General features: G+C 61.3%; 17 protein-coding genes. 7 read left to right on the forward strand and 10 right to left on the reverse strand.

What is annotated here, in order from left to right; translation table 11 throughout:
- Positions 1-39: 39 nt before the first annotated feature.
- The 3 genes from GWQ31_RS10300 to glnK form a co-directional block, all read right to left on the reverse strand.
- Positions 40-1,665 (reverse strand): iron ABC transporter permease, encoded by a 1,626-nt coding sequence (locus tag GWQ31_RS10300; RefSeq protein ID WP_275909292.1) that lies wholly within the window; start codon positions 1,663-1,665, stop codon positions 40-42.
- Between the two features lie 39 nt (positions 1,666-1,704).
- The gene (locus tag GWQ31_RS10305; protein WP_111588017.1) at positions 1,705-2,712 is read right to left on the reverse strand and encodes a Fe(3+) ABC transporter substrate-binding protein; all 1,008 of its coding nucleotides are present in this window, start codon (positions 2,710-2,712) and stop codon (positions 1,705-1,707) included.
- A gap of 251 nt (positions 2,713-2,963) precedes the next feature.
- Complete coding sequence (gene glnK, locus GWQ31_RS10310; protein WP_005313561.1) at positions 2,964-3,302, reverse strand: P-II family nitrogen regulator; 339 nt, start codon at positions 3,300-3,302, stop codon at positions 2,964-2,966.
- Positions 3,303-3,503: 201 nt separating this feature from the next.
- On the opposite strand from glnK, the gene arfB reads away from it, so the two are divergent.
- Both arfB and GWQ31_RS10320 read left to right on the forward strand, forming a co-directional pair.
- Complete coding sequence (gene arfB, locus GWQ31_RS10315; protein ID WP_005313563.1) at positions 3,504-3,920, forward strand: alternative ribosome rescue aminoacyl-tRNA hydrolase ArfB; 417 nt, start codon at positions 3,504-3,506, stop codon at positions 3,918-3,920.
- Between the two features lie 43 nt (positions 3,921-3,963).
- Positions 3,964-4,458 (forward strand): methylated-DNA--[protein]-cysteine S-methyltransferase, encoded by a 495-nt coding sequence (locus GWQ31_RS10320; RefSeq protein WP_005313565.1) that lies wholly within the window; start codon positions 3,964-3,966, stop codon positions 4,456-4,458.
- 321 nt (positions 4,459-4,779) lie between these two features.
- On the opposite strand, the gene GWQ31_RS10325 is transcribed toward GWQ31_RS10320, so the two are convergent.
- The 7 genes from GWQ31_RS10325 to GWQ31_RS10355 all read right to left on the reverse strand — a co-directional run bounded on the left by GWQ31_RS10325 (position 4,780) and on the right by GWQ31_RS10355 (position 12,194).
- Positions 4,780-5,976: a NupC/NupG family nucleoside CNT transporter gene (locus GWQ31_RS10325; protein ID WP_111588018.1), complete on the reverse strand. Its 1,197-nt coding sequence runs from the start codon at positions 5,974-5,976 to the stop codon at positions 4,780-4,782.
- 182 nt (positions 5,977-6,158) lie between these two features.
- Positions 6,159-7,094, reverse strand: coding sequence for a LysR family transcriptional regulator (locus tag GWQ31_RS10330; RefSeq protein ID WP_059111818.1), 936 nt, complete (start codon positions 7,092-7,094; stop codon positions 6,159-6,161).
- An 82-nt stretch (positions 7,095-7,176) separates the two neighbouring features.
- Positions 7,177-7,710, reverse strand: coding sequence for a glutathione peroxidase (locus GWQ31_RS10335; protein WP_111588019.1), 534 nt, complete (start codon positions 7,708-7,710; stop codon positions 7,177-7,179).
- A gap of 67 nt (positions 7,711-7,777) precedes the next feature.
- Positions 7,778-8,341, reverse strand: coding sequence for an NnrU family protein (locus tag GWQ31_RS10340; RefSeq protein WP_059168756.1), 564 nt, complete (start codon positions 8,339-8,341; stop codon positions 7,778-7,780).
- 212 nt (positions 8,342-8,553) lie between these two features.
- A complete protein-coding gene (locus GWQ31_RS10345) occupies positions 8,554-9,687 on the reverse strand; it encodes a glycerate kinase (protein ID WP_275909293.1) in 1,134 nt (377 codons plus the stop codon).
- Positions 9,688-9,696: 9 nt separating this feature from the next.
- Positions 9,697-10,959 carry a GntP family permease gene (locus GWQ31_RS10350; protein WP_043557498.1) on the reverse strand — a complete coding sequence of 421 codons (1,263 nt, stop codon included), beginning with the start codon at positions 10,957-10,959 and terminating at the stop codon, positions 9,697-9,699.
- 119 nt (positions 10,960-11,078) lie between these two features.
- Positions 11,079-12,194, reverse strand: coding sequence for a sugar diacid recognition domain-containing protein (locus GWQ31_RS10355; protein WP_275909294.1), 1,116 nt, complete (start codon positions 12,192-12,194; stop codon positions 11,079-11,081).
- A gap of 208 nt (positions 12,195-12,402) precedes the next feature.
- Between GWQ31_RS10355 and GWQ31_RS10360 the strand changes: the two genes are divergently transcribed.
- From GWQ31_RS10360 to GWQ31_RS10380, 5 genes are all read left to right on the forward strand, one after another.
- Positions 12,403-12,777: a YacL family protein gene (locus tag GWQ31_RS10360; protein ID WP_005313595.1), complete on the forward strand. Its 375-nt coding sequence runs from the start codon at positions 12,403-12,405 to the stop codon at positions 12,775-12,777.
- Positions 12,778-12,827: 50 nt separating this feature from the next.
- Positions 12,828-13,127, forward strand: coding sequence for a hypothetical protein (locus GWQ31_RS10365; protein ID WP_005313598.1), 300 nt, complete (start codon positions 12,828-12,830; stop codon positions 13,125-13,127).
- A gap of 207 nt (positions 13,128-13,334) precedes the next feature.
- A complete protein-coding gene (locus GWQ31_RS10370; RefSeq protein ID WP_275909295.1) occupies positions 13,335-14,165 on the forward strand; it encodes a CPBP family intramembrane glutamic endopeptidase in 831 nt (276 codons plus the stop codon).
- Between the two features lie 203 nt (positions 14,166-14,368).
- Complete coding sequence (locus tag GWQ31_RS10375; protein WP_275909296.1) at positions 14,369-15,685, forward strand: sphingomyelin phosphodiesterase; 1,317 nt, start codon at positions 14,369-14,371, stop codon at positions 15,683-15,685.
- Positions 15,682-16,473: a hypothetical protein gene (locus GWQ31_RS10380; protein WP_275909297.1), complete on the forward strand. Its 792-nt coding sequence runs from the start codon at positions 15,682-15,684 to the stop codon at positions 16,471-16,473. Before GWQ31_RS10375 ends, GWQ31_RS10380 begins: the two co-directional genes overlap by 4 nt.
- Positions 16,474-16,499 lie beyond the last annotated feature (26 nt).

Genomic DNA, 16,499 nt, shown 5'->3' on the forward strand with positions numbered 1-16,499 from the left:
ACCTGCGCCGGACAACAATTCAGGGAGTGATCTGCAGACTCAGTGCCCCTGGCTATCCAGGCTGCGGTTGACCCAGATGAGCGGCAACAGCCCTACCAGCACGATAACGATGGCCCCCAGGGCGCCGCGTTCCAGCATCTCGTCCGAGACAAATTGATAGACGTGGGTCGCCAGGGTATCGAAGTTGAACGGCCGCAGCAGCAGGGCGGCGGGCAGCTCCTTCATGGATTCGATGAATACCAGCATGGCACCGGCAAACAGACCCCGTCGCACCAGCGGCAGATGAACCCGCCGCAGCATACCGCCATCTCCCTGTCCCAGGGAACGGGCCGCCATGTCGAGGCTGGGGGAGATCTTGCCCATGCTGCTCTCCACCGAACCGATGGCAATGGCCACGAAGCGCACCAGATAGCCGAATACGATGGCAGTGAGGGTACCGGTCAGCAGCAAGCCAGGCCCCTGCCCCCCAAGCCACTCGGCCAGATCATTGATACCAAAATCGAGGGCTGTCAGCGGCACCAGCACGCCGATGGCGAGCACGGTTCCCGGCATGGCGTATCCCATGGCGGCGATACGCAGGGGCAGCAGACTCTTGACGCCGCCATCGAGGCGGCGGAAGAAACCGAGCAGCAAGGCGATCCCCATGGCCAGCAGGGCTGTCAGCGCCGAGATGAGCAGACTGTTGCCGGCGAAGCGGAGAAACTCCGGCGTCCAGGAGAGTTCGAAATAGCGCACGCCGTAATCGAGCAGGATGACAAATGGCAGGCCGAAACCCGCCAGCACCAGTCCCCAGCACCAGAGTCCGGCCAGCCAACGGCTGACTCCCTTGAGTGGATAACGCAGCGGCTGCTCATGACCCATGGATTTCTGAAACACCTGCTGACGCTGGCGGGAGCGGCGCTCCAGCGCGATGAGCAGCACCACGGCTAGCAGCATCATGCAGGAGAGCTTGGCAGCGGTGGCCAGGCTGCCATAGCCGAGCCAGGTATCATAAACCGCCGTGGTCAAGGTGTTGATGGCGAAGAAGTGGACAGTGGCAAAGTCGGCCAGGGTCTCCATCGCTACCAGGGAAACCGCCACCATGATGGCGGGGCGTGCCAACGGCAAACTGAGGCGGCGAAAGCTCTGCCAGGGGGTGCAGCCGAGCAGACGGCTGGAGTGAATGAGGCTGACCGACTGCTCCAAGAACGAGGCGCGGGCCAGCAGATAGACGTAGGGAAAGAGCACCAGCGCCAGTACCCAGGCGGCGCCGCCCAGGGATCGGATGGCCGGGAACCAGTAATCCGCCGGTCTGCTCCACTCAAACAGGGTGCGCAGCCCCGCCTGCAGCGGCCCCGAGTAGTCGAGCAGGTCGGTGTAGACGTAGGCGACGATATAGGAGGGCATGGCCATGGGCAGCATCAGCGCCCACTGCAGGGCTCGGCGCCCCGGTACCTGACACATGGCTACCAGCCAGGCGGTAGGTACGCCGAACAACAGGCTGAGTAGCACTACGCCCGCCACCAGTCCCAGCGTATTGGCCAGATAATCGAACAGCACAGTATCGGCGAGGTGGCGAAACAGGTCTCCGTCTGCCGAGAAGGCTGAGAAGATAAGGGCGAGTACCGGCAAACCCAGCAGCAGGGCGGTGGCCCAGCTGCTGACAATCCATCCACAATTTTTCATGAGACCACAGAAGTGGATGGGGCCCTTGGCCCCATCTGATTACAAGTCGAATTTTACTTCATCCAGCAACTGCAAGGCATCCTTGCGGTGCTTGGCGTACTCGCTGACCGGCATGGGATCAGACTTGAAACTGCCCCAGGACTTGACCATGGCGGAAGGCTCGACCCCGACCTTGACCGGGTACTCGGCATTCACGTCCGCATACATGTGCTGGGCAGTATCGCCAGCCAGGAACTCCATCAGCTTCTGGGCGGCTTCCTTGTTCTTGGCATGCTTGGTCATGGCCACGCCGCTCACGTTGACGTGGGCGCCACGGTCAGCCTGGTTCGGGAAGTTGATGTAGACAGCATCAGCCCAGGACTTCTGAGCCGGATCTTTCAACATGGCACCCAGGTAGTAGCTGTTGCCGAGGGACAGATCGCAGATGCCATCCTTGATCGCCTTGACCTGATCCCTGTCGTTGCCTTGCGGCTTGCGCGCCAGGTTGGCCTTGACCCCTTCCAGCCAGGTTTTTGCATCCGCCATGCCGTGATGGGCGATCATGGAGGAAACCAGCGCCACATTGTACTCATGCTTGCCGCTACGGGTACAAATTTTCCCTTTGAATTCAGGCTTGACCAGATCTTCGTAGCGGATGGTGTCGAGTTTGCCGAGGCGTTCCTTGCTCGAATAGATGGCACGCACTCGGGTGGTCAGGGCGAACCAGCGGTTCTCCGGGTCACGATAGATAGCGGGAATATTCTCCTGCAGTATCTTGCTGTCTACCGGCTGCACCAGCCCCTTGTCCACCAGATCAGTCAGACGGCTGATGTCTACGGTCAGCATCAGGTCAGCCGGAGAGAGCTTGCCTTCCCGCTCCAGACGCTCGTTCAGCCCCTCTTTGGCGAACACCACGTTGACCTTGATGCCCGATTCCTTCTCGAACTGCTGGATGATGGGCTTGATCAGTTCATCCTGACGGTTGGAGTAGACATTCACCTCTCCTGCCGCCAACGCCCCCTGAGCAGCCAGGGTAGAAAAAGCCAGTGCCAGCATCTTCATTTTCATCATCCATTCCTTGAGTTGCTATATCGAGTGATAACCATTGCTGTTTGTATTTTGCATTGGCCTCGCCAACCGGATCAAGAAAACATCGAGTGCGGGATCACATATTTAAACGCCGTGCAAACAAAAGGGCCGGATAGAATCCTATCCAGCCCCACCATGGAGTCAATCAACGACTACCTGTCGGCAACCCGTCCGGTCTGGCAATCCGAAACAGGGTTACCCATGCTCAAGCCGCCAGGGCACCCGAGCGATCAGAGCGCCTCGTCATCGCTTTCACCGGTACGAATGCGCACCGCCTGCAACAAATCGTAGACAAAAATCTTGCCATCGCCGATCTTGCCAGTGTACGCCGCCTTGCAGATCGCCTCTATGACCCCTTCGACGTTGTCATCGGCCGTCGCAATTTCCAGCTTCACTTTGGGTAAGAAGTCGACCTGGTACTCGGCTCCCCGGTATAATTCGGTGTGCCCTTTCTGGCGGCCAAACCCCTTGACCTCGGACACTGTCAGTCCTTCGACTCCCAGACTGGCGACGGCTTCACGCACATCGTCCAACTTGAAGGGTTTGATAATCGCAGTAATCAGCTTCATCTGGTTGCTCCCAATCCATGGTATGTGGTGAATTGGGTATCAATTCTTGTGCCAAGTCTTTTTATTGTTTAATTTCAAAAAGATAGCATTTATGCCCTGGATGAATCCCCCCCGGCATCACCAAGGGAGCACATCTCGCCCCATAATGAGGCACCAAGCTGAACCAGCCTCTCCCTATGCACCAAACAAGAGCACAGCAGTATGCTAGTCATCTCCAACAGCGTCACCCTCCCCTGGCATGAGCTGCAGTTTCAGGCCATGCGGGCCCAAGGGGCCGGCGGCCAGCACGTCAACAAGACTGACTCCGCCGTCTGGTTGCGCTTTGATTACCGCAGCTCTCCCAGTCTGCCCCCGCTCTACAAAGAGGGGCTCGACAAGCTGAGCGACAGCCGGGTACACGATGGTTTTATCCAGATCCGCGTCGAGACCCATCGCAGCCAGGACATGAACCGAAAAGAGGCCATGAGCCGCCTGGTGGAGCTGCTCAAGAAAGCCGCCTGGCGCCCCAAGGCCCGTCATGCCACCAAGCCGACCCGCAGCTCCCAGCGCAAGCGGATCGACGCCAAGAAGCGCAAGGGCGACATCAAGTCGGCCCGCGGCAAACCCGTGCTGGAGTGATACTGCCAGCCTTACGACTTGCCCACGCCAAGGATGAGAGAAGATGAGATACAGTTTTTGCGACAGCGCCCACGGCCCCCTGCTCATCGCCATCGATCAGGATGGCCTGCGCCACGTGGAGTTCATGCAGGGCGAGCGCCCCATAATGCCAACCCAGCAGTGGCGTCAGGATGATCTGGCTCTGGCCCCTTACGTCGAGCAGTTCGCCGCCTATTTCGCTGGCCGTCTGCAACGCTTCGATCTGCCGCTCGCCGCCAAGGGAACCCCCTTCCAGCAGTCGGTGTGGCGCGCTCTGTGCGACATTCCCTATGGCAAGACCGTCAGCTATCTCGAAATAGCCCAGTCCATCGGCAACCACAAGGCGGTGCGAGCCGTGGGTGCCGCCAATGGCCGCAATCCTCTCAGCATCATAGTGCCCTGTCACAGGGTGATAGGGCGCAGCGGCGAGCTGACCGGTTATGCCGGCGGCATCCCCATCAAGCGCTGGTTGCTGGCGCTGGAACAACAGAACGCCAGTTCGTTCGAGTTGACCCCTTGATAGTGGCTCCATCCCTGTAAAACACTCACTTCAGCCATTGGCACAACAGAGATCAGGATTGTTCGATTGGAGCCGTTTTGCGTTTATAAAAATGAACATAGTATGAAGAATCGCCTCAGAAGGGCTTCAGACAGGGTCAGGCATCATGGCTTCACACTTGGATGGCATGGCTCATCCCTCATTCAAGTGGCACCCATGTGACGCTTCCAATCTGTCTTTTTCCCCGCGCCTCCTCTGAGGCGCTTTTTTTTGTCTGAAAAACAGCCACAAAAAAGCCCGCCGAAGCGGGCTCTGACCGGAAGGTGCAAGCTTCGAGGTCAATCAGAGGGCGAGGAACAGCCCCGCCAGCGAGGCGCTCATCAGGTTCGCCAGCACACCCGCCAGTATGGCGCGCATGCCGTAACGGGCGATGAAGGATTTGCGCTCCGGCACCATGGCGCCCAGGCCACCGATGAGGATCGCCATGGAGGAGATGTTGGCGAAACCGCACAGGGCGAAGGTGACGATGGCCTTGCTCGATTCGTTCAGGGTCTGATCCTGCACCAGGGCGATGAAAGCGACGAATTCGTTGATGACTATCTTGGTCCCGATCAGGGCGCCAGCCGCCTGGGCCTGATCCCAGGGCACGCCGATCAGCCAGGAGACGGGGGCGAACAGCCAGCCCAGTATGATCTGGAAGCTCAGCTCCAGTCCCACCAGATCACCGGCCCAGCCGAGCAGGCCGTTGAGCATGGCGATCACCCCGACGAAAGCCAGCAGAGTCGCGCCGACCGCGACCGCTATGTTGAGGCCTGCCATGGCGCCATCGGCCGCCGCTTCGATGACATTGGTCGCACGGGGGATCTCCACGTCCTGATGGTGATCCACCTCGCCGACTCCGGGCGGCACCAGGATCTTGGCCATGGCCAGACCGGCAGGTGCCGACATGAAGGCCGCCGCTATCAGGTACTTGAGCTCAACCCCGATACTGGCGTAGCCCACCAGGGTGCCGCCAGCCACGGAGGCGAGACCGCAGCTCATCACGGCGAAGAACTGGGAGTCGGACATCTTGGAGAGGTAGGGCTTGACCACCAGCGGCGCTTCCACCATGCCGACGAAGATGTTGGCGGTGGCGGAGAGGCTCTCGGCACGGCCGGTACCCAGCAGCTTCTGCAGACCGCCGCCCAGCAGGGCGATGACCCGCGGCATCAGGCCTATGTGATAGAGGATCGCGATCACCGCAGAGAAGAAGATGATGACCGGCAGCACGTTGAACGCAAAGATGAAGCCCAGCTTGAACTTGGCCAGATCCCCGAACAGGAAGGCGATCCCCTCCTGACCGTAACCGATCACGCTGCTGACGCTCTCGCTGACCCCATTCAGCACGTGCTGACCGGCAGGCAGCCATAGCACCAGACCGGCAAAGAGGACTTGCAGGCAGAGGGCGAGACCCACTGTTCGCAACGGGATACGACGACGATTATCAGAGCAGAGTACGGCCAGGGCCAGGATACTCAGTATGCCGAGCAGGGCAATCATAGGGACTCCATCAGGTGAGGCAAAAGATGGGCGCGGATTCTGCTCCCCCCGCCCCACTACTGCAAGCCCGCCTGGTTACAGCCCTGTTAGCAAAAACGTTTGCACGATATCGGTTGCGCCAACCCGCTGATTTGGTTCAATTTTGGTATCATGCGAAAGCCAGTGTTCTTATATGGAAACGATTATTCCTCTGTACCGGACAATTTGCCGCCGAGCCAGGGGGCAAGTCGCTGCTCCCAATAGGGATTGGGGCCGAAGCTCTCCTTGAGGAAATCGATGAAGAGACGGATCTTGGGATCCAGATGTTCGCGCCTGGCGTAGACGGCGTGCACCGCCATCTTCTGGTTCGGCCGCCACTGGGGCAGCAGGGGGATCAGCTGACCGGACTGCAACTCCTTGTCCAGCAAGTAGTTGGCGACATAGGCGATGCCGAGCCCGGCCAGGGCGGCATCGCGCACCGCCTCCGCCAGATCCACCCTGTAGTTGCCTGCCACCTGCACCGTCTGGCGCTCCTTGCCCTGGCGAAACGACCACTCGTGGTAGCGCCGCTCCCGGCTCTGGTAGGTGATGCAGTTGTGCTGGGCCAGATCTTTTGGGTGCAAGGGTGTGCCGTGGCTCAGCAGATAGTCAGGCGAGGCCACCAGCACGAAGTGGATATCCGCCAGCCGCTGCCCCACCAGCGCTTCGGGCTTGTCTTCATAGGTGGTGATCCAGAGATCCAGCCCCTCATCCACCAGGTTGGTTCTGTGATCGAACAGGGAGACTTCCAGCTCCAGCTCGGGGTAGCGATCCTGAAACGCCTTGAGGCGCGGGATCACGTGCAGCCGTCCAAACGACTGGCCCACCCCAAGATGAAGCACGCCACTCACCTTGCCACGGCGCTCCGCCACCATGGAGTCCGCCTCCAGCGCCACCGCCACCAAAGCGCGGCAGTGACGGGCATACTCCTGGCCGAGTTCGGTCAGGGAAAAGCGGCGAGTGGTGCGCTGCACCAGCTGGGCACCGAGTTCGGCCTCAAGCTGGGCCAGCTGTTTGCTGATGTGGGATTTGGAGACGCCGAGCCGCCGTGCGGCCGCCGAGATGCCCTGTTCACGGACCAGGGCATCGAAGATCACCATTTGGGGCAGACGTTGCAGCACAGAGTTACCAGACAGGAAAGCGGACCTCCATTATTCCAGAGCAGCCCGCAGCGGGGTAGACCTAAAGCCCGAGCGCCCGTTTGACCTCTTTTTGCAGAGGATCGTCGGCCGGATTCTGGTTCGCACCATAGCTTGCAATCAGCTTGCCATCTCGCCCTATCAGGTACTTGTGAAAGTTCCAGCCCGGCGCCTCGCCCGCGGCCGCGGCCAACCCCTTGTAGAGCGGGCTCGCATCGTCACCGCGTACCGCCAGCCGGTTGAACATGGGGAAGGTCACCCCGTAGTCACGGCGGCAAACAGCGGCAGTTTTGTCCTCATCCCCCGACTCCTGCCAGAAGTCGTTGGACGGAAAACCCAGCACTATCAGCCCCTTGTCCTTGTAGGTCTGATAAAGCGTCTCCAGATCCCCAAACTGGCCGCGATAACCGCAATAAGACGCCGTGTTTACCACCAGTACCACCTTGCCTTCGGTCAGCTGGCAGAGGTTGTGGCGCTGGGTGCTGTTGAGCTCCCGTTGCTCCACATTGAAATAATCAGGGCAGGCGGCAGAGGTCGTCCCGACACCAAGCAGCAATAACAAAGTGAACCATTTCATCAGGCAACTCCTTTTGAACAGATGAGCGTCATACGCACAGATGGCGCAGCCGGTTCATCCCCATCATTTAGCGCAAGGGTATGCCGGTCAGCCAGCCATGACCCCAGAAGATCAAGATAGCCGTGACCGCAAGTCCAGCTCCCACGCTGATACCAGTACCAACCCAGTTTGCTGCGGGACGGGGATGACGCTGCCAGTCCCGCACCGAAATCCAGATGATGCTGACCAGGGCCCACAGACCGATACCGCCGAACAGCACCAGGGAGCGGGCCTCGCTGTTGACCGCAAGATGGGCGCCAGCCCAGAGCAGGGTACCAAGCAGCTGGGGATGAACCAGCCAGCGCCGGAAGTGGTTGGGCCCCTGGCCCGAGAAGAAAAGAATGAGCGCGACTGGCATCACGCCCATCACCAGAGCCGGGCCCCAGGCGGGCGGAAAATAGAGTGGCATGGGGCTGGACGAACGCCAGCCAGCCAGAATCAAGCCGAAAGCGACGAACACCAGCAGCGAGAAGAGTCCCTTGTAACGGTTCTCTCCCAACCGGTCGCGCAGGCGGGTTCGATGGGCCGCAGCGAAGCAGGGATAGAGATGGATAAGGGTAAACAGCAGTACCCCCAGGGTCAGCAAGATCATGGGTGGCTCCTTGTACTATGGGGGATCACTATGCCGCAAAGTGGTCGGCCAAAATATAGAAACCGTAGAAAAGCGATGGAGATACAGCAAGATAATGAAAAAAGCCGATCGGGAGATCGGCAAGGTATTGCGGTCAGATCTGCCACAAAGACAGGTCATCACCACGACACGGGGCAGGGTAAAGCCGGTGCCCGGCACCGGCCAAAAGAGGATCAGCGTCGCAGCATATAGAGCGCGGCCACGTTGCGGGCCGTGAGCTGCAGGTTGGTGGTGGCTGTCGCCAATGCCTCCGGCAGGGACATGGCGCGGTTGACCACGGCGAACACCGCATCCAGCCCGTGCTCATGCACCACACCGTAGTCGTCGGTGAGACACCCTGAAATACCTATCACCGGCTTGCCAAACTGCTTGGCACAGCGTGCGACACCGATTGGCGTTTTGCCGTAAATTGTCTGGCTGTCGATACGCCCCTCCCCCGTGATGACGAGATCCGCATCGGCCACAGCCTCGGCCAGTTTCAACGCCGCTATGACGATCTCGATGCCGGGCTTGAGCTCGGCACCGAGCAGGCCCACCAAGGCCGCCCCCATGCCACCGGCGGCGCCCGCCCCCGGGATTTCCCTCACCTGTTTGCCAAGGGCCTGCTCGATGCAGTCGGCGTAGCGGGAGAGGTTGGCATCCAGCTGGGTCACCATATCGGCGTTGGCCCCTTTTTGCGGGCCAAACACGGCGGAGGCTCCTGTCGGGCCGCACAGCGGATTGTCCACGTCACAGGCCACCTCTATGGTGATCCTGCTCAGCCGGGAGTCGAGCCCGCTCAGATCTATGGTGGCCAGATCCGCCAGCCCGACGCCGCCCGGCGCTATGGGAGTGCCATCGCGTTTCAGCAACTTGCCGCCGAGCGCCTGGATCATGCCGGCACCGCCATCGTTGGTGGCACTGCCGCCGATGCCGAGGATCAGGTGCTTCACCCCCATGTCGAGGGCCGCCAGGATCAGCTCACCGGTACCGAAGCTGGAGGTGTGCAGCGGATTGCGCAGCTCGGGGGGGACAAGGTGCAGGCCGGAGGCTGCCGCCATCTCGATGACGGCACGCTCGCCATCCCCCAGCAGGCCGACGAAGCCCTGCACCTGGTTGCCGAGCGGCGCTGTCACATAAAACGGCAGTATGCGACCATCGGTGGCATCCACCAGGGATTGCACTGTGCCCTCGCCGCCATCGGCCATGGGCAGCTTGATGTAGGTGGCCTCTGGCAACACCTGCTTGAAACCCGCCTCGATGGCATCAGCCACCGCCATGGCGCTCAGGCTCTCCTTGAATGAATCCGGTGCGATAACAATTTTCATATCAGTTCCTCAGGCGAGACCAAACACGCCAAACATCAGGGTGGAGACGGCTGCTATGGTCAGACCGACGGCTGTTTCATAAGGGATAAGCTTGAGGCGCTCCCCCACGCCCATGTGGACGCTGCCACCAGTGGCATGGAAGAAGGAGCCGTGGGGCATGTGGTCAAACACGGTAGCACCGGCATGGATCATGGCGGCCCCCGCCAGACTGCTGATGCCCAGCTCGATCAGGGTGGAGCTGAACACGTTGGAGGCCACCACGGTACCGGCCGTGGTCGAGGCGGTCGCCAGCGACATCAAAGCGCCCGAGATGGGGGCCAGCAGGTAGGAGGGCAGACCTGAGGCGGTCAGGCCGCTGATCAGCACATCCTTCAGACCCGAGTTGGCAATGATGCCCGCAAGGGTACCAGTACCCAGCAGCATGATGGCCACCGGCGCCATGCGGGCCAGGCCCGAGACCGCAAACTGGTTCACCTTGCTGAACTTGCCCATCATAAGGGCCCCGACCAGGCCGCCGAGGGGCAGAGCGATGAGCGGATCCACGACGATACCGGCCAGCGGACGCAGGGCCAGCAGCAGTATGGCAACCAGGGGCGCACTGATGGCGGCGGCAAAGCCGGGCAGCTTGCTGCCACTGAAGCTCACCACCTCGTCGGCGGCGACCTTGCTGCCCTTGTTGTTAAGCCGTTTGGCCAGCCAGTAGGCCATCACCAGCCCGAACAGGCCAGGTATGATGCCGGCCGCCATGACGGAGGTGAGCGGCAGGTGGAAGGCATCGGCCGCAGCGATGGCGTTCGGGTTGGGGGACATGACGTTGCCCGCCTTGCCGCCGCCTATCATGGCCAGCAGTATGGCCGCCTTGGATAGGTCGGCACGGCGCGCTATGGCCAGCGCTATGGGGGCGACCGTGATGACGGCCACGTCCACAAAGACGCCGACTGCAGTCAGGATCAGAGTGGCGAGTGCCAGCGCCAGCAGGGCCCGGGTCTCGCCCAGCTTCTTGACGATGGTCTCGGCGATGGTGGTGGCGGCGCCCGATTCGATCAGCACGCCCGCCAGCACACCGGCCGCCAGGATCCGCATCACGGCCGTGGTGATCCCCTGGGCGCCACCTATCATCAGGGCGACGGTCTGGGTCAGATCGGCCCCGCCGATCAGGCCACCAGCCAGGGCGCCGACTATCATGCCGTAGGCGGGCGGCACCTTCTTCAGGATGAGGAAGATGGCGATGGAGAGCGCGGCGAGAGCGCCGAGCGCGGATACAGGGATCATGACGGGCACCTTGAATGGGAGTGAGTGGTGGCCATTATGGTGATCCGGGATCGGAATGCGTTGGCTGAAAAGCCAAATAAGGTCTCTTTAAAGAGATGTTTTTTGTTCGTTAGAACAAATCAGCTGTCGAGATTGAGCCCGAGGTAGAGCAGGAACTTGTCGTCTAACTTGTTGAAATTCAACTCAGTTATCTGCTCGATCCGGGTCAGCCGATAGCGCAGTGTATTGGGGTGGATGAAGAGCGCCTCGGCACAGGGATGCAGATCACAATCCTGCAAGAAATATTGGCGCAGCGTCTTTTGCAGCGTTCCCTTTGTGTCCTCCTGCGCCAGCCTGAGCAGGGGCGCCCGCAACTGATCCGCCTGCCAGGAGTCCGCCAGACTGCCAAGCAGTACCGGCAACCGGTAATCCTCGAAGAAGTAGACCTGCTTGCGCGGAGCCTGCCGCATGCCCCGGCGTAGAGTATCCCGCGCCGTCTGGTAAGAGCGCGCCAGACCATCTATGCCGCCGAAGTAATCACCCACCCCTATCCGAACCTTGAAGTGGGGAATGCGGGCCAGCAAGTGCTTGATGCGGCTGCGCTCCTGCTCCGATTGCCAGACGCCGTCGCTCAGCTGAGCCGGTTTGAGCACCACTATCTCGTCGAGGCCGTTGATGGCCACCAGATTGTCCCGCTCCGGATTTTCCAGCAGATGCACTAGCTCCCGCAGGCGGGCGGGATCCGCCTCCTCCAGCGCCAGTACCGCCACCACCCGAGGCTGGGCCAGATCCAGCTCGAGGAAACGGGCTGCCTGTTGCAGTTGATCGATCCGCCCCTCACCGCGGATGAGCTGCAGTACCAGCTCCTCTTTGTGGCGCTTGTCCCACTGCAACTGCTCGGTGAGCGCCGCCTGCTCCAGAATGAGCTCGGCCGTCATGCGCACCAGCTCGGCGTAAGCACGCACTATGTCCGGATCACCCGAGATGCCGATGACCCCGAGCAACTCCCCCTGATAGGCAATGGGCAGGTTGATGCCAGGGCGCACCCCCTTGAGCTGCTGGGCGGTCGCCTCGCTTATCTCCACCACCCGGTTCTCGGTCAGCGCCAGCACGGCGCCCTCGTGGCGCTGATGGAGGCGCTCGGGATTGCCGGAGGCGATGATCAAACCGTGTTCATCCATCACGTTGACCGAGAACGACAGTATCTTCATCGCCCTGCTCACTATCTGACGGGCCAGGGTATCGTTTAGCTGCATAACATCTCCGGACAACAAGCTGGCATGACGCCTGGTGGCCCACAATCACACGGGCCGACGTGCAAAGATCCCACATCATCAAGACAAGCGCGGGAGGGATCGCTAGAATAGGCCACTTTACGCTATGTGTGACCCACCATGGATCATGGATCTGACGCTATGCCAGTCCGCTTTGTGGTGGCCTCATCCTTCCGATATGGACTCCGCTATGGACTATGAATTTCGCCGCGACCCGTTCGGTGGCTATCGCGCCCGGTTCTCCATGGGTCATGAGGCCATCGGTCAGTGGTTGATCGATGAAGTTGGCAAGGATGAGGAGAAGCTCGATGAGCTCTTCTCCATCATCGACCAGCTGTCCAATCGCACCCGCACAGAGTACCAGCTGCACGGCGGTGACTATTCACTGCTGCTCACCCATGAGGAAGCCGAGGTGAAAGCCAACGTCCTCAATATCGAACAGGATGAGGATCTCGACGATCTCGCCTACTACGATGATGAGCAGCTGGCCATGTGCGGGCTGGAAGACTTTGCCCAGGTGCTCGGCTCCTGGCGCGCCTTTATCCGCAATGAGGATATGGGCTGAATACCCACATTTAGGGCGAGCATGCCCCTTGCAACCCAACAGGATTGACTATGTCTATTTACGATTTTGACGGCGAACAACCAGAACAGCCGGAAGACGAGCAGGACCAGACCAAACAAGCCGTGCCTGCCAAGAAGAAAGGCAAGCAGGTGATGAACACTCAGGTCAACCTGAGCCCGCGCGATGCCAGCCGTCTGAACGGTCTGCACGTCGAAGCCATCACCACCCTGGACGATGTCAGCCTGCCGAAGAACGTCATTTTCAAGGCCGGCCTCATCGCCCTGGGCGAGCTGGAAGCCACCAAGCGCGCCGACATCATAGCCCGTGTCATCGCAGAATCTGGTCGATAAATCCCGTGTGATTGCCGGGGCTGGTCGCTAAAACGCCCCCAACCTGGCAATGCCGTATCAGAAAAGCCGGAGCCTCAGCTCCGGCTTTTTCATGGCGGCTCCTCGCCGCAGACTTACCCTTGCAGGGATCCGACCAGCCTATTAAGGCTTGTGTCATGATGTAACGACTTGTTAAGGTGCGGGACTTTTCTCGGCCTTGGAGACTCAATGTTACCTCTACCTGATTCGCTCATCTGGGGAGCACTGGCGCTGGCCGTCTTGCTCTGTCTGGTCCGTCAACGCCTGCCCGGCCTGCTCCTGTTGGGGGTCGCCCTGCTGGCCGCCCTTTACCTCGGTCGCCTCAGTCCTTCCGCCCTGCTGATCACGCTGGCAGGCCTCTTGCTGGCCTGGCGCACCCCCGGCCTGCCCCAACCCTGGCGTGGCGCCGCCCTGACGCTGGTGCTGCTGTGGGCCATAGCGCTGATGCTGCACTTCATCCCCGGCTTCAGCAATCTGAAGGTGCTGGACCAGGCACAGGCAGGCCCCGCCAGCGTGCCCTTCAACATGTACCTCAATCTGGACAAGCCGCTGGTCTTCTTCGGCCTGCTGCTGGCCTGGCCTGCCTTGCTCGGCCAGGGCGGTGCGATCCGCTGGCGAGCGCTGGCCCTCTTGCTGCTGCCGCTGGCGGCCCTGCTGATCACCGCCTGGCAGCTGGGGGCGCTCAAGCCCGAAGCGGGTCTGCCCCACTGGTGGTGGCTGTTTGCCCTCAACAATCTGTTGTTCACCTGCGTGGCGGAAGAGGCGCTGTTTCGCGGCTTCATCCAGCAAGGGGTGGCCGCCCGCAGCCGGCTTTGGCTCGGCATCCTGATGGCCAGCCTGCTGTTCGGCGCAGCCCACCTGGCCGGCGGCCCGCTGCTGATGCTGTTTGCCGCCCTGGCGGGCGCCTGCTACGGCCTGGCGTTCCAGTTCAGTGGCCGCCTGAGCGTCGCCATCGCGATCCACTTCCTGTTCAACTTCGCACATCTGGCCCTCTTTACCTACCCCCTGGCCAGCCGCTGATCCCAGGCGCCCCGGTCGGGCGCCCTTGTTATTCCTGCGTGCTGTCACTGCGACAACACTCACCCCCATTCTCTCTCTTGCTGATTCCTCCCTCTCCCCATATGGGGCCTTTCATTTATTTGTAACAAAAATGTAAATGAAATGACCTCTATGCCCGCCATAACAGTCACTTTCCATCGTGCCTCAACCAAAAGGACTTAATGATGCACAAGCCCCTCAGTTATGCCGCCCTGCTGCTGGTCAGCCAGTTTCCATTGCAGGCGCTGGCCGATACCGATGTCTACCTCACCAACAACGGCCCGGAACCCCTGCAGCTGGCGATCAGCCAGAGCGGCAGCGGCCAGCTGCAGGCTGGCAGCCAATGGATCCAGCACAGAACGGAGCTGGGCCCCTGGGAGAGCGCCATGGTGCTCAGCTTCAATCGCTACGAGGGGGTGAAGGCGGGCAAAAGCTATCTGTTCGAAACCCGTGTCACCACGGCCAGCGGCGACACCTATCGCCTCAACCAGTTGATGGAGGGCACCTGGTGGAACACCACATTGCAGCACGGTGGCGACACCCCGACCGTCAGCTCGGGGTGGAAGAGCGACCGCGCCCTGCATCGTACCCAGGGGCCGCAGGAGCTGGCCTTTGCCGCCAAATTCACCGGCCGTTACGACGATCTGCACTACATGCTGACCCCGCCACAACCATGGGAACAACCGGAGCCTTCACAGAGCAAGCTCAAGGTGGCCAGCTACAACGTCTGGGCGCTGCCGGTGATCGCCTCCAGCATTGGCGAACGGTTAACCTTGCTGCCCGATTACCTCAAGGGCTATGACGCCCTGCTGCTGCAAGAGGTGTTCGACGGCCGCCGCGAGGGCTTCCTGCAGGCGCTGGCCAAAGAGTACCCCTATCAGACCAAGGTGCTCGACAAGCCGGGGGTCAACATCCACGACGGCGGCGTGGTGATCGTCAGCCGCTACCCAATCGTGCGGGAGGCCCAGCTGGTCTATCCCCAGTGCACTGGCACCGACTGTTTCGCCGACAAGGGGGTCATGTATGCCGAGGTGATCAAGGGGGGCAAAGCCTGGCATCTGTTCGCCACCCACACCGCCAGCTTCGACACCGACGAGGCGAGACGGCTGCGCCAGATCCAGTTCGGCCAAATTCGTACCCTGGCCGCCAGCCTCAAGATCCCGGCCAGTGACACCGTCATCTATGGCGGCGACTTCAACGTCAACAAACGCAAGTTTGCCGATGACTACGCCAGCATGCTGGCCAACCTTGACGCCTATGAACCCGGCTATGGCGGCTATACCGAAGCCACCTTCGATCCCAGGATCAACCCCTACGCAGGCGGCCCCCTCTCCGGTGGCGCCAACGTCGAGTATCTGGACTATCTGGTGGTGAGCCGGGAGTACGGTGCCGCCAGTCATAACCTCAACAGCGTCTGGATCCCCCGCAGCAGCGATGGCAGCCTCTGGCCCGCCAGCAACCTCTCCGATCACTTCCCGGTCAAGGGCGAGATCAGCCGATGAAGCGCCGCTACGGGATCCTGGCCCTGGCAGTCCTCTCGCTCTTGCTGCTCAACCTCGGCTGGCAGAATGAGCCACCGCAGACGCCGGCCGAGGCACATTCCAGCCTGCGCGGAGCACGTCAGGCCCAGCAGGTGCCAGCCACCCCTATGACAGCCCTTATGCCCCGGCTCACCCCGGCTGTCAGCGGGGGCAAGCCCACCCAACAGCCCCCCAGCTGGCGGGAGATGCCACAGGAGCTGAGCCAGCGGCTCGCCAGCGAGATCAGCGACACCGACCAGCCGCTGAACGAGCGGCTGGTCAATCTGATCGCGCTGGAATCCCAGTGGATGAGTGAGGGGGAGAGCCTGACACGGTTGCAGGGGCGCTACGCCCAGGCCCTGGATCAGTTGGCCGCCGACAGCGAACAGCTGGCGCTGGCCGAACGGCTGGCCGCCCTGACCCGGCTGCAGGATGAGTGGGCGGCGGATCACCCGGATCTGGCGGCGGATCTGTTCAACCCGGATGCCCGCCTCTTGCAAGCACGCCAGTTGTGGGGGGATGAGGAGCTGGAGACATTGGCCCGCCACTTCCTGCCTGCCGACCGGGCCGAGACCAGCCTGGCCTTTGCCGCCACCCGTCAGCAGCAGCTGGATCAGCGCGGCCGCTACCAGCAGCAGCTGGCCGAGCTGGAGCAGCAACTGGCGGCCAGTCAGGGGAACATGGATCCCGAGCGCTGGCAGCAGCACAGGGAGGAGGTGCTCGGCCAGTTTCGGCGCGACTTCTTCGCCCAGGCACAAGGCAAGCCCTGAGCATGAAACGGCCCGGGGAGCATGAC

The sequence above is a fragment of the Aeromonas sp. 2MA4 genome (assembly GCF_029237305.1).
GTDB lineage: Bacteria > Pseudomonadota > Gammaproteobacteria > Enterobacterales > Aeromonadaceae > Aeromonas > Aeromonas salmonicida.